Below are 13664 nucleotides of genomic sequence, written 5' to 3'. Positions count from 1 at the left end.
TTGCGCTCATGTTCCGATTGACTTTCACTCGCGTCATCGCCGTCGCTCTTTGCGTCTGCGCCACCACGGCACAGGCCGATCGTCTCAGCGACATCAAGGCGCGCTCCAAGCTGGTGTGCGCCACGCTGACGGGGGCGGAACCCCTTGCGTTTCAGAACCCCGCCACCCGCGAGTACGTCGGCTTCGACGTGGATACGTGCAAGAGCCTCGCAAAGCACCTCCACGTTGAACTGGAGCACCGCCCGATTTCTGTCGAAGCCCGCATTCCCGAGTTGGCGCTGGGGCGTGTGGATGTGGTGGCGGCCTCCCTGGGCTACACGAAGGAGCGCGCCGAGCAGATCGCCTTTTCGGATATCTACTACCAGCTGCCCTTGAAGATCATCGTGGCGAGCAATTCGCCCATCCGGACGTTCGCCGACCTTGCCGGGAAGAAGATCGCCGCCAACAAGGGCTCGACCTCGGAGCTCAACGCTCGCAACAAGCTTCCGGGTTCCGAAGTGATGACCTACCAGGACGGCACCATGGCCTTTCTGGCGCTCGCACAGGGAAAGGTTCAGGCATATGCCATTTCCCAAGCGCCTGGCGCGCGACTGCTCCACGAAAGCTCGGGCAAGTTCCGCTTCCTCGACGAGTCCCTCGTCTACGAGCCCACGGGCCTGGGTGTGAAGAAGGGCGAGAGCGAACTGCTCGATGCGGTGAACAAGGCGTTGCGCGACATGGAGTCGTCCGGGGAGCTCGACGCGTTGTGGCGCAAGTGGTTCGGGCCCGACACGAAGCTGAAGATCGTTCGCGAGAAGAAGCTGACGCCGCTCAGTGCATTCTGATCAAGCTCGCAAATCAGAGCCACGAGCGCATCCATGCTTGATCTGAATTTCGGGGCCGTGTTGAACGGCCGCTATCTGGACTGGTTGATCGCCGGCGCATGCAACACACTCGTGCTCTTCGCCGCTGCATGGGTGTCGGGCCTCCTGCTGGCACTTGTCGTCGTTTCCATGCGGCAGTCTGGTTTGACCGGACTCCAGGCCGTCTCCAAAGGGTTCGTTGGCTATCACCGGAACGTGCCTGGCCTGGTCCAGATCTTCATCTGGTACTTCGGCGTGCCTCAGGTGTTGCCTGAGGCCTGGCAGGCGTGGATCAACGCCCATGGGAGCGAATTCATCTTCGTCTGGATCGCGCTGACGCTGAACGCGGCGGCCTTCATGTCGGAGGATCTGCGCAGTGGTGTGCGGTCCCTGTCGCCCACGCAGATGGAGGCGGCGCGAGCGCTGGGCCTGTCCTACGCCAAGGCGATGCGCTTCGTCGTTCTTCCGCAGGCACTTCGTGTCGCAGTGCCGCCTTTGACCAACCAGTCGCTGGGGCTGTTCAAGGCGACGAGCTTGGCCATGGCGATCGGCCTCGCCGAACTGACCTACGCGGCCCACCAGATCGAGAGCGAGAGCTTTCGCACCTTCGAGGTCTACGCCATTGCGTCGATCTTCTACTGGGTCTGCTCGTTCGCGCTGATGGGCATCGGCCACGCTTGGAGCGTTCGCCTGGATCCGCTGCGAGGTGTCCGATGATCGACATCCTTCGTGACTATGGCCTTCTGCTCCTGGTCGGCCAATTTCCGAACGGTCCCGTTGGCGGCTTGGCGCTCACGCTGTTTCTCGCCGTGTCCGGGCTGCTGCTTTCGTTTCCCCTCGCCGTCGTGATGGGGGTGGCCCGGACGTCCCCCATCAAGGCCGTTCAGTACCCGGCGACCGCTGTCGTCTACGCCGTGCGCGGCCTGCCTGTCCTGATGCTGATCTTCTGGGCCTACTTCATCGTGCCGATGGTCGTGGGGCACAGCATCTCCGGGATCACCACCTTGATCGTCGCCCTCGTCGTCTACGAGCTCGCCTTCATGGGGGAGGTCGTGAAGGCGGGCATCGTGGCCGTCCCCAAGGGCCAGGTCGAGGCCGCTCGATCGTTGGGAATGACCTACTTTGCAACGATGCGCAAGGTGATCCTGCCGCAGGCACTCGTCAACATGATCCCGAGCATCCTGAACCAGTTGATCAACCTGATCAAGAACACGTCGCTCGGCTACATCATCAGCGTCGGCGAGCTGACCTATTCGGCCTACCAGATCAACGCCCAACTGCTCACCCGCCCATTTCAGGTGTATCTGATCCTGGCCATCACCTATTTCGTCCTGTGCTGGACGCTGGGATTGGCTGTTTCCCGGTTGGAGAAGAAGTTGAATCAAGCACGCTGCACGCCCGACGTGCCGACCCCCCTCCAGCGCCTGGTGTCCAAAGAGGCCACGACATGATCACCTTCGACAACGTGGACAAGTTCTACGGCGGCTATCAAGCCCTCAACCAGATCAACGAAACCGTCAAGCAAGGCGAGGTGGGTTCCGGCAAGTCCACGTTGATCCGCACGGTCAATCGGCTGGAGCCGATTTCGAAAGGCCGCGTCACGGTCAACGGCGAAGACGTGCACAACCCGAAGACTGACGTGAACAGCTTGCGCAGTCGCATTGGCTTCGTCTTCCAGAGCTTCAACCTCTTCCCCCATTTGAGTGTCATGCGCAATCTCGAGCTGGCGCCCATGACGGTGGCGAAGGTGAGCCAAAGCGAGGCGCGCGAGCGCGCAATGGAGTTGCTCGTGAAGGTTGGCTTGGCGCACAAGGCGGATGCCTACCCGCCACAGCTCTCGGGAGGCCAGCAGCAGCGTGTGGCGATTGCCAGAGCGCTCGCGATGCGTCCGCCGGTGATGCTTTTCGATGAACCCACGAGCGCGCTGGACCCCGAGATGGTGGGTGAGGTCCTGGCAGTGATGAAGCAGCTGGCCTTGGATGGCATGACCATGATGTGCGTGACCCACGAGATGGGTTTCGCGAAAGAAGTGGCCGACCGAATCCTGTTCATGGACGCGGGGGCGATCGTCGAGCGTGCCGCTCCCGATCAGTTCTTCGCCCATCCACAACACCCCCGCGCCCGGAAATTCATCGCCGAAGTTCGGCGCCCCTGAGTCCCGGCCGCATTCCGATCAAGCCGATTGTGCGTAGCTGCACAGGAGTCGTCATGTCCAATTTTCTTTCCAAGTCTCTGGCTCGCATCAAACCGTCGAGCACCATTGCCGCCACGCAGCGGGCTCGTGAGCTCGCAGCGCAAGGCCGCGACGTGATTGCGCTCAGCACGGGCGAGCCCGACTTCGAAACACCCGAGCATGTTCAGGTCGCTGCCATTCGCGCACTCACGGGCGGCAAGACCAGGTACACGCCGACCCACGGCATTCCCGAGTTGCGTGATGCCGTCGTTGAGAAGTTCCAGCGGGAGAACGGCGTTGTCTACACGCGCGATGAAATCATCATCAGCAATGGCGGCAAGCAGGTCATCGCGAATGCGTTCATGGCCACGCTCAACGAGCACGACGAGGTGCTGATTCCCGCGCCCTACTGGGTCTCGTATCCGGAGCTCGTGGCCATGTGCGGAGCGACCTCTGTCATCGCAGAGACGACCGCCACCAACGGCCTGAAGCTGACACCGGAAGCGCTCGAGCGGCACATCACTCCCCAAACGAAATGGGTGGTTCTCAACTCGCCAGGGAACCCCTCCGGCGCAGCCTATTCGCGCGATGAACTTCGTGCGCTCGCAGAGGTCCTGCTGCGTCATGAGCACGTGTGGGTCATGAGCGATGACATCTACGAGCACCTGGTGTACGACGCGTTCGAGTTCGCAACCATTGCGGCCGTCGAGCCGCGGCTGCGGGAGCGGACGTTGATCGTCAATGGCGTTTCGAAAGCCTATGCGATGACGGGGTGGCGCATCGGCTATGGCGCCGGGCCGGCCTCCTTGATCAAGGCGATGGACGTGGTCCAGGGGCAGGTGACATCCGCCGCCAGTTCCGTCGCGCAATGGGCGGCTGTGGCGGCGCTGCAAGGCCCACAAGATTTTCTGGCGGCGAGGCGCGAAGTCTTCAAGCAACGCCGAGACCTGGTCGTTGACCAACTCGATGCCTGCGTTGGCCTCGCATGCGCAAGACCAGAGGGCGCCTTCTACGTATTTCCATCGTGCGCCGGAACCTTCGGGAAACGAGCGCCCAGCGGCAAGCCGATTCAGGACGACGCGACATTCGCGCTGGAGCTTCTTGCCGCAGAAGGCGTCAGCGTTGTGCATGGAAGTGCATTCGGCATGCCCGGTCACTTCCGCGTTTCTTACGCCGCGAGCACGCAGAGCCTGGTCGAAGCCTGCAAGCGCATCCAGCGCTTTTGCGCCGAACTCTCTCCCTGCTGAATCCGCCGGCCACGCGACGCAGCCGTGCGCGAGCGGCTCTCGATCTCCGCCGTACGGGCCGAGCGAATTACAGCCCCCTGATTTCTGGTTGATACGGAATCAAAAACTTTACCCCTTGATTGACAAGATAGGAGACGAAAAATGCCGCTGTGGACGGAATTTGAACCTGCACAAGCCGTGAATGAATTTCGCACCTTTGCTGAAACCTACGCAAAACCCGCTGCGGCTCAACTCGATCGGGAGGACGCATACCCCTCCGATGTTGTGGAGCAAGCGGCAAAACAGGGATTGAATGCGCTGATCGTCCCCAAAGAATATGGGGGTGGCGGATGCTCATTCCGGCGAGTGGTTTCGTTTTTCGAGGAAATCGGTGCCGCCAGCGCCTCGGTCGGGATTTCTCTGAACTCGAACTTTCAGGCGCAGAACGCAATTTTGCGATCCGGCAACGAAAAATTGAAGAGCGAGTTCTTGCCGAAGTTTTCACGGGGCCTAACAGCGGCCTATGCGCTGACTGAACAAAATCATGGCAGCGACATCCGCTCGTTGGACACCAAGGCGGTGCTCGAAAATGATCATTGGATCCTGTCCGGACAAAAATCATTCATTACATCGGGGAGTGGTGCCGATCTGTTCATCATCCTGGCCCAAACCGAGAAAGGACTGGGGGTTTTTGCAGTTCCGCGAGAAATACCTGGCGTGAGCACCTTCGTTGGCGAGAGGAGCGAGACCTTTGGCGGGCGAAATGGGCCACACGTGGAACTCAAACTCGAGAACGTTCGGTTGCCCTACGAATACCTTTTGGGCGAGCCGGGTGGAGGCCTGAAAGTCGTGCTGCGCAATCTGAACTATTCGCGCACGCTCAACGCGGCCATGGTCATCGGAATGGCGCGTGCGGCATTTGACGAATCCCTTGCCTACGTCAAAAACCGAAAGGCCTTCGGGCAGTCCGTCTTCGATTTTCAAGGAATCCAATGGTATTTCGCAGAAATGCTCACGGACATCGACGCAGCCCGCCTGTTGTTGTACTCGGCGGCTGACGCATTGGAGGCGCAGCGCGAGCCCGAGCGCTACGCCAGCGAAGCAAAGCTGTTTTGCTGTTCCGTCGCCAACCGGGTGACGTCCCAGGCTATTCAGGTTTGCGGCGCATACGGAACGGCTGTGAATTCGCCTTTCAATCGCTATTGGCGGGATGCCAAGGTTGCGGAGATCGGAGGTGGGTCGGTGGAAATATTGAAGAACACGATTGGCAAATACATTGGTCGAATGGAGTTGGTCTGATTGAAAACAGCCTGCAAATCGATCGACTGAAAAAAAGGTCACTACCCATCTTCTTCTGAAGAAGAGAGTGGCGGCGAAACGTTTCAAATATTCTGCAGAGAACCCAAGCAATGCTCAATCAAAATATCCGCAATTTGGCGCTCCTCATTCAGGACGCCGTTCGACGATCGCCTGAAGCGGTGTTCGGCACAGACAAGGTGTCGGCCCCCATGGCAGATGCTTTCAAGACGGCGCAGGCGCTTTGCGCATCGATGTCTGGCGCCATTCTCAAGGGGCAAACAGTCGCTTTTGTTGGGGTCACCAGTGAGCACTATTTGATCTTCTGGATGGCTTGCCAGTTGCACGGCGTCCGTACGGCACTCATCAATCCGCACTACCCTCAAGACCTGATCAGGGAAATGCTGCTTGATCTGAATCCGGATGCCGTTGCATTTTTCGATGACACGTACCGCGCACCCACTCATCCGAACTGGGCTTCTATCGACGCACGGAACGCGTGGTCCGGCCATTTGGTTGTAAAGAGTGCCGAGATCCCGAGATCAGGCAAATCAGACGTGCCAGTCGAGGGCAATGCGCTTCTGGCAGGGCTGGCCTGCGACGGCTCGGAGATCGCGTGCTATATGCATACCTCGGGCACCTCAGGTCGCCCCAAGTTTTGCGCACTGAGCCACTCTTATTTCATCAGGCTGGGCCGCTTCATCGCCGACTCTCTCGGGTACGTTCGCAATGACGTTGTCTTTGCGCCGATGCCGATGTTCCATATCAACCCTCTGGGTTACGGTGTCGTGGCGGCCTGGACTGCAGGCGCGGGCGTTCTGGGGACGCAGCGTTTTGTCGCACAGAATTTCTGGCGCACCGTGAAGCAGATCGGCGCGACCGCACTCGTCCTGCATGTCACGCCCCTTCAGATGCTGATGAAGGAGGCGGATGTCGACGCAAGCGCGGGCCACAAGGTGCGCGTGGTGTTTGGCGCCATCAGCGAATTCCTGGGCATGTTCGGAATCCCCATCGGAATCACGGCGTATGGGTCCACCGAAGCCGGTGGGCTTTGCCACACATGGCATGTTCGCCCAGGCGACCGCTCCTTGGCGGAAGAAGGCCCTACCCACTACGCCGGGCGCGTGCGTTTCGACGCCGAATTCAAGATATCCGAAGAGGGTGAAATCCATGTCAGAGCGCGGGAGGCGGACACGCTGTTTTCTGGCTACCTTCGCGACGGAGTTTTAGACCCCTCGACGGATGCCGACAGCTGGTTTCACACGGGCGACCGAGGCCGAGTTGACCACCTTGGAAACCTTGTCTTCATCGAGCGGATGAGCGAATCCATCCGAGTCAACGGCGAATACGTTCCGATCGATTTCGTGGAACGTTCTTTGGAAAAAGAAGCGGAGTTGTCCGAGTTCGCGATCTGGTCGAGAGCGGACGCGGTGAGCGGTCAACGCGTCGTCTTGTGGATTGCAGATCCTCGTATTGACCTGGAGAAGACGCTCGCGGCAATTCAGCGTCTGCCGAGCATCATGCGGCCCGTCGAAATCATCCAGATCGCGAGCCTCCCTCGCGACACCGGAGTGAACAAGGTTCAGCGCCGACGGCTGCACGACGAGCACGCACTGTGGCGTCATGAAGTTTCCGCGCAATAGCACTCGAGGGTATTTTTCATGAATGCTTGTCGTGTCAGCTGTGAACTCACAGAGCATGTTGCCGTGCTCGAAATCAAAAATCCCCCGCACAATTTCGTCGACGTCGAGCTCGTCAAGGAATTGGCCGACAGTTTCGAGCATCTCGATGCTGTCGAGGATTGCCGCTCGATCGTTCTGCGCAGTGGCGGCAGCGTGTTTTGCGCTGGAGCGAATTTCGATCAAGCCGAAAACAGCACGGCGCTCGACCCGTCGCCGTTCTACGCGCAGGCCATGCGGCTTTTCTCGAACAGGAAACCCATCGTTGCGGCGATACAGGGCGCTGCCATCGGCGCCGGATTGGGGCTGGCCCTGGTCGCTGACTTCCGTGTGGGATCGCCCCAGTCCCGGTTCAGCGCCAACTTCAACCGACTGGGCATTCATCCCGGTTTCGGAATCAGCCTCACCTTGCCGCGCGTCGTGGGCGCGCAAAAGGCCGCCTGGATGCTCTACACGGGCGAGCGGATCAGCGCGCAACAGGCATTGGCGCTGGGGTTGATCGACGCTCTTTCGGAGGATCAAGACCCGTTTGCCACGGCACTGGCCATGGCGGAAGAGATCGCGCGCTCAGCACCCGGTGCCGTCCAAAGCACGAGGCGCACGTTGCGAGCCGGATTCGCGGACCACGTGATGCAAGTGAATCGCCATGAGTGCGCGGTTCAACTCGAGCAGTTTCGGCATCCCGACTTTCTGGAGGGCGTGAGGGCTGCCGCACAACGCCGCGTTCCGGTGTTTCAGGGCCGTTGAACGCCTTCTACATCAGGCCCGCAGCGTTGCGGAGCCTGGACCTTCGCTTGATCTGTCAGTGCAGGGCGCATTGAACATTCACGGGACACGATATGAATCGAACACTTACCGAGAGACATCCAGGGGCTCCTGATCGCTCGACCCACCTGGGTCGGCGATCCGCCATGCAGCTCGTGACCGCCGGTCTGGCTGTGTGGACTGCAGGTGCATGGGCGGCGTCGGCGCAGAGCGATGCCTTTCCCGTGCGGCCCATTCGCATGGTCATTCCATTTCCTCCATCGGGCGCCGCCGATCTCGTCGGCCGCGTGTATGCCAAGGCTCTGGCAGAACTCTCGGGTCAGCCGGTGGTCCCTGACAACAGGCCTGGCGCAAGTGGCCTGATCGGTGCACAGAACGTGCTCGCATCTGCGCGCGACGGATATTCGCTGCTGATCGGGAGTTCGTCGACGCTTGCAGTGAACGCTGCCATCGCCAAGAGCTTGCCCTACGATCCACTGACGGACTTTGTACCAGTGGGCGTCCTGGCAACGGGGCCCGTTGTGCTTGTGACGGGGGCATCCTCGGGAATCAAGAGCTTCGAAGACCTGGTCCAGAAAGCACAGGCCCGTCCCAAGACCCTGAACCTGGGCATCGGCTCCACGGCCTTGCAGCTGCAAGCCGAATGGCTCAACGAGACGGTGGGCATGAAGATGACGGCCATTCCGTACAAGGGTGGCAGTGAAGTGGCCTCCGCCTTGTTGGCAAACGCCGTCGACGTTGGAATGCTGGATGTGTCGGCAGCACATGCCCTCATCCGGTCGGGCAAATTGCGAGGTCTTGTGCTTGGTGCAAGCCAGCCTCTCGCCTCGCTCCCGGGTGTGCCGACGACCGCGCAACTCGGTGTCAGGGGCTATACCGGTGAATCCTGGATCCTCGCTGCGGTAGCTGCAGGCACTCCGGATCATGTGGTCGACTACTACGCCACGGTGCTGGCGAAGGCCGCCAAGCTGCGATCGACGCAGGATTGGCTTCGCGACCGAGACCTCGGCTACGTCTATCGCACCCCAGCGCAGACCAAGGCGTTGATCGCTGCCGACATCGCGCTCTACAAGCAGTTGGTCGATCGACTGGGTATCCCGAAGGTATGAAGGCCGTGACACCAACACCTCGCACGCTGCTATTGGCTGGGCGCTACAGCCAGGTCTTCAAGGAACCTCTGCTGGCCTGTCTCGGTCCCGGTTGGGTTGCCGAGTCATGGTGCGCCGAGGAGGGCACGGAAGGCTTGACGCGCAAGGCAGCCGTGGCCGAAATCCTGATCGGATCTGCCGAATGGGCGCGACACGCACAAGGCCTCGGTGTCGAAGCGACCTTCGCCGCCAGCCGCCGGCTCGGCCTGACCATTCTCCCGTTCTCGGGTGTCGACTGGTTGCGCTCCGAGTGGGTGCCAGCCAACTCGGTGGTCTGCAACGTCAGCAACGGCAGCGATCCCATTGCCGAGTACGTGATGGGCGCCATCTTGAACGCCGAGATTCCATTCCGGGAGATGGATGCCGAATTGCGGCAGCACCGATGGACCTGGGGCGGTGGCTCCGTTGTCGGTCGCAAGCACGGCGAGTTGCAAGGCAAGACCATCGGCTTGGTGGGCTACGGAAGAATCGGCCAGCGTGTCGCTCAATTGGCCGCTGCGTTTCGAATGCAGACGATCGCCGTGAGTCGATCGCCCGGCGTCTCCCGCGAGCTGCACTGGTGGCGCGGCATGGAGGCTCTGCCGACCCTCCTTGCGCAGAGCGACTATGTTCTTCTGTGTGTACCGGGTGGCGCAGAAACGCTGAACCTGATCGACAAGGATGAGCTGTCTCGCATGAAGTCGAACGCCATCCTGATCAACGTCGCACGCGGGCCGGTCGTCAACGAGGCGTCACTCTTTGGAGCGCTTCAACGGCGCGAAATTCGTGGTGCCATCGTTGACACCTGGTACACGTATCCGCCGCCGTCTTCGATGGTGGGCGCGCCCAGCAGCCTGGCGTTCGAAACCTTGGACAACCTGGTGATGACGCCGCATGCCGCGGGATGGACGGATGCGCTGGAAACGCGCCGGGTTGAAACCGTCGTGCGCAACGTGCACTGCTACCTGCATCGCAAGGCGCTCACCGACGTTGTCATCGACAAGCGTTCAGCGGCGAGCGAATGCCTTTGATTTCCTGGAAACCGCTCACTGTGTCTGGAGAAGAACGATGCAATTGACAGCAGCCTGCCTGCCGCCGCCGGAGAACTATGCGGCCCCCGACTTTCAGGTCCCCGCGCGGGCGTGCGATTCTCATTGCCATGCCACGCCTGAAGATTTCTTGAACACGGTGCCGGACGCGAGCTACGAGCCCGCACCGGCACCGCCTGCGGAACTGCGCCGCCTGCGCCGATCGATCAAATTCGAGCGATCGGTGGTCGTTCAGGCCAGCGTGTATGGCAAGGACAACCGCGCCGTCGAGCAAGCGCTGCGCGCTGAGCCGCAGGTGCTGCGTGGCGTGGTGGTGGGTGATGCGGACACGACCGATGCACAACTCGATGCCTGGCACGCCATGGGCGTCAGGGGGATGAGATTCATCATGTCGGGCCAGCTTGGCGGCACCGTCGATCTCAACGACCTGAAGGTCCTGGCGCCGAAACTGGCGGACCGTGGTTGGCATGCCGAGATTCTTCCCAGGGAGGATCAGTGGCCCTCGCTCAAGTCAACGCTGGAGCAGTTGCCCTGCACGCTGGTCGTCGACCATCTCGGCGGGTTGTCCTTGGGGGCACAGTCCAGCGAGGCTGAGCGCGTCTTGTCGTCGCTGCTCTCAACGGGCCGTGTGTGGGTCAAGTTGATCGGCTATCGCCTGTCGGCCGACCTTCGAGATCCTCGCATCGCCCGCCGCGCCCAGCGCTTGTACTCGGAAGCGCCAACTCGCATGGTCTGGGGAACCGACTGGCCCCATGTGGGCTTTTCGGTTGAGCAGGACGCTGGCGTCTTGCTCAATGCTCTGGCGACCTGGTTTGACCACGATGCAAGCGCCATCGAGAGGATCCTTGCCTCCAATCCTGAGGAGCTTTTCGACTTCCCGCGAGCTGCCGTCCGCGTGGATCCCGTCGATCCGATCATCGTTACTGGAACCCCACAGCGCCGAACTTGACGCTCGGGGCGAGAACGGGGGAAGGCGATTCGGCACGGTCTGCGCATCTGTTCAATCCGGTAGTCCCGCTCGGACGGGTTGCGATCACCGGGCGCCAGCTGGCCGGGCCGGGCGAGAATCCTCCGATTCCGTCCGCCTTCCCCGTCCCACCCGAATCGCCCAGCGCCCGTGACCTCCACCGACCTCCAGGGCTTCATCCTCACGCGCCACTGGCGTGATGCTCCGACCGGCACCGAGATCGAGTACTGGCTGGCCACCGAGGCGGGGCCGAGGAAAGTGGTGCTGACCTCCCGCAGCAGCGTCGCTTTCGTCGCCGCCCGGCACAGGGCGGCGGTGGAAGTCCACCTCGCGGCCATGCCGGGCGTGCAGTTGCGCGAGCTGGAGCTCCGGAATTTCCAGCAGGAAGCCGTCCTCGGCGTCTATGCGACGCACTTTCGCCAGATCGGCCGGTTGGCGCGCGCCCTGCAGGCGCAGGGCATCCCCTTGCTTGAAGCCGATGTGCGCCCGCACGACCGCTACCTGATGGAGCGCTTCATCACCGCCGGTGTGCGGGTGGAAGGCGGGCGCGCCGAGGGCGCCACGCTCGTCGACTGCAAGCTCAGCCCCGCGCCCGAGTTCCGGCCGGTGCTGAAGGTCGTGTCGCTGGACATCGAGACGAGCCAGCATGAAGGGCTCTACTCCATTGCGCTGGACGGCACGTCGGAGCGCGTCGTCTTCATGCTCGGCGAGCCGCCGCCCGAGCCGGGCGACCCCATGGACTTCTCGCTCGTCTACTGCTCGACCCGCAAGGCGATGATCGAGCAGCTCAACGACTGGTTCGAGCGCAACGATCCCGACGTCCTCATCGGCTGGAACGTGGTCCAGTTCGACCTGCGCGTGCTGCAGAAAACCGCCAACGACTGCGGCGTGCCGCTGCTGCTGGGGCGGGAGCGCCGGCCCATCGAATGGCGCACGCATCCGGGCAAGCAGGGCTACCTGTTCGCGCCCACGCCGGGCCGGATCGTCCTCGATGGCATCGAGGCGCTCCGGGCCGCGGTGTGGAGCTTTCCGTCGTTCAGCCTCGAGAACGTCTCGCAGACGCTGCTGGGCGAAGGCAAGGCCATCGGCGACGAGTACGACAAGATGGCGGAGATCGAGCGGCGCTACCAGCACGACAAGCCCGCGCTCGCGCTGTACAACATCCGCGACTGCGAGCTGGTCCTGCGCATCTTCGAGAAGGCGAAGCTGCTGCAGTTCATGATGGAGCGCGCCCAGGTCACCGGTCTGCAGGCCGACCACTTCGGCGGCTCCATCGCCGCGTTCAGCCACCACTACTTGCCGCGGATGCATCGCCTGGGCTACGTGGCGCCGAACGTGGGCGAGATTGCGAGCAAGGCCTATCCGGGCGGCTACGTGATGGACTCGAAGCCGGGCTTCTACGACTCCGTCGTGGTGCTGGACTACAAGAGCCTCTATCCCTCGATCATCCGCACCTTCCTGGTCGATCCGGTGGGCCTCGTCGAAGGTTCGAACGCCGCCGATGCGACCGGGCTCATCCACGGACCGCAAGAGACCGTCTTCTCGCGCGACAGGCACTGCCTGCCGCAGATCGTGACCACGCTCTGGCACGCGCGGGACGAGGCCAAGCGGGCGAAGAACGAGCCGCTCTCGCAGGCGCTGAAGCTGCTCATGAACTCCTTCGCCGGCGTGCTGGGCGCGTCCGAGTGCCGGTTCTTCAACCCGAAGCTGGTGTCCGCCGTGACGCTGCGCGGGCACGAGATGATGAAGCTCACGCGCGAGTTCGTGGAGCAGCGGGGCTACGAGGCGATCTATGGCGACACCGACTCGATCTTCATCTGGCTCCGGCGCACCCACACCAACGAGGAGGCGCACGCCGTCGCGGCCCGCCTGGCGGCCGACATCAACGACTGGTGGGCGCGCACGCTGCGCGATGAGCAGGGCCTGCAGAGCTTTCTCGAGATCGAGGTCGACACCCACTACAAGAAGTTCTTCATGCCCACCATCCGCGGCTCGGAGGTCGGCAGCAAGAAGCGCTACGCCGGTCTCAGCGTGGATGCCGCGGGCAAGGAGGAGATGGTGTATCGCGGCCTGGAGATGGCGCGCAGCGACTGGACCCCGCTGGCGCGCCAGTTCCAGGAGGGCCTGCTGTCACGCATCTTCCAGGGCGAGCCCTACAAGGCCTTCGTGACCGACTATGCGAAGGCGACGCTGGCGGGCGCCAAGGACGACCTGCTCATCTACCGCAAGCGCCTGCGCCATCGGCTCGACGACTACCTGGTGAACGTGCCGCCGCAGGTGCGGGCCGCGCGCATCGCCGACGAGCACAACGCGCGGGTCGGCCGGACCCAGCAGTACCAGAAGGGCGGCTGGATCCAGTACGTCATGACCCGCAACGGGCCGGAGCCGCTGGAAACCCGCCATTCGCGCATCGACTACGAGCACTACCTCACCCGGCAATTGCAGCCGATCGCCGATGCCATTCTTCAGCCCATGGGGGACAGCTTCGCGGCCTTGACGACGTCGCAGCGCGAGCTCTTCGAGCCAGGATCGCCGTGAAG

Annotated in this window: 12 protein-coding genes; all 12 read left to right on the top strand. The window is 62.1% G+C overall.

Features of this window, described 5'->3' with window-relative positions:
- Positions 1-8 precede the first annotated feature (8 nt).
- The 12 genes from AC1RAA_RS08365 to AC1RAA_RS08310 all read left to right on the top strand — a co-directional run bounded on the left by AC1RAA_RS08365 (position 9) and on the right by AC1RAA_RS08310 (position 13662).
- On the top strand, positions 9-824 hold the full coding sequence (locus AC1RAA_RS08365; protein WP_492727590.1) for an ABC transporter substrate-binding protein: 816 nt from the start codon (positions 9-11) through the stop codon (positions 822-824).
- 33 nt (positions 825-857) lie between these two features.
- On the top strand, positions 858-1559 hold the full coding sequence (locus AC1RAA_RS08360) for an amino acid ABC transporter permease (protein WP_492727589.1): 702 nt from the start codon (positions 858-860) through the stop codon (positions 1557-1559).
- A complete protein-coding gene (locus AC1RAA_RS08355; RefSeq protein ID WP_492727588.1) occupies positions 1556-2293 on the top strand; it encodes an amino acid ABC transporter permease in 738 nt (245 codons plus the stop codon). The genes AC1RAA_RS08360 and AC1RAA_RS08355 overlap by 4 nt, the downstream gene beginning before the upstream one ends.
- A complete protein-coding gene (locus AC1RAA_RS08350) occupies positions 2290-2997 on the top strand; it encodes an amino acid ABC transporter ATP-binding protein (RefSeq protein ID WP_492727587.1) in 708 nt (235 codons plus the stop codon). The genes AC1RAA_RS08355 and AC1RAA_RS08350 overlap by 4 nt, the downstream gene beginning before the upstream one ends.
- A gap of 53 nt (positions 2998-3050) precedes the next feature.
- Positions 3051-4262, top strand: a complete 1212-nt coding sequence (locus AC1RAA_RS08345) for a pyridoxal phosphate-dependent aminotransferase (protein ID WP_492727586.1) — start codon at positions 3051-3053, stop codon at positions 4260-4262.
- Between the two features lie 141 nt (positions 4263-4403).
- Entirely contained in the window at positions 4404-5540 is a 1137-nt protein-coding gene (locus AC1RAA_RS08340) for an acyl-CoA dehydrogenase family protein (RefSeq protein ID WP_492727585.1), read from the top strand.
- 110 nt (positions 5541-5650) lie between these two features.
- A complete protein-coding gene (locus tag AC1RAA_RS08335; RefSeq protein WP_492727584.1) occupies positions 5651-7180 on the top strand; it encodes a class I adenylate-forming enzyme family protein in 1530 nt (509 codons plus the stop codon).
- An 18-nt stretch (positions 7181-7198) separates the two neighbouring features.
- Positions 7199-7963 (top strand): enoyl-CoA hydratase/isomerase family protein, encoded by a 765-nt coding sequence (locus tag AC1RAA_RS08330; RefSeq protein ID WP_492727583.1) that lies wholly within the window; start codon positions 7199-7201, stop codon positions 7961-7963.
- Between the two features lie 164 nt (positions 7964-8127).
- Positions 8128-9090 carry a Bug family tripartite tricarboxylate transporter substrate binding protein gene (locus AC1RAA_RS08325; protein WP_492727582.1) on the top strand — a complete coding sequence of 321 codons (963 nt, stop codon included), beginning with the start codon at positions 8128-8130 and terminating at the stop codon, positions 9088-9090.
- Positions 9087-10139, top strand: coding sequence for a 2-hydroxyacid dehydrogenase (locus tag AC1RAA_RS08320; RefSeq protein WP_492727581.1), 1053 nt, complete (start codon positions 9087-9089; stop codon positions 10137-10139). The genes AC1RAA_RS08325 and AC1RAA_RS08320 overlap by 4 nt, the downstream gene beginning before the upstream one ends.
- A 37-nt stretch (positions 10140-10176) precedes the next feature.
- Positions 10177-11106 carry an amidohydrolase family protein gene (locus AC1RAA_RS08315; RefSeq protein WP_492727580.1) on the top strand — a complete coding sequence of 310 codons (930 nt, stop codon included), beginning with the start codon at positions 10177-10179 and terminating at the stop codon, positions 11104-11106.
- Positions 11107-11274: 168 nt separating this feature from the next.
- Entirely contained in the window at positions 11275-13662 is a 2388-nt protein-coding gene (locus AC1RAA_RS08310) for a DNA polymerase II (protein WP_492727579.1), read from the top strand.
- The last annotated feature ends 2 nt before the right edge of the window (positions 13663-13664 follow it).

Source organism: Variovorax sp. GW823-FHT04F07 (assembly GCF_058795995.1).
Note: the sequence above shows the minus strand (reverse complement) of the source record. Positions and strands in the feature narration are given on the sequence as shown.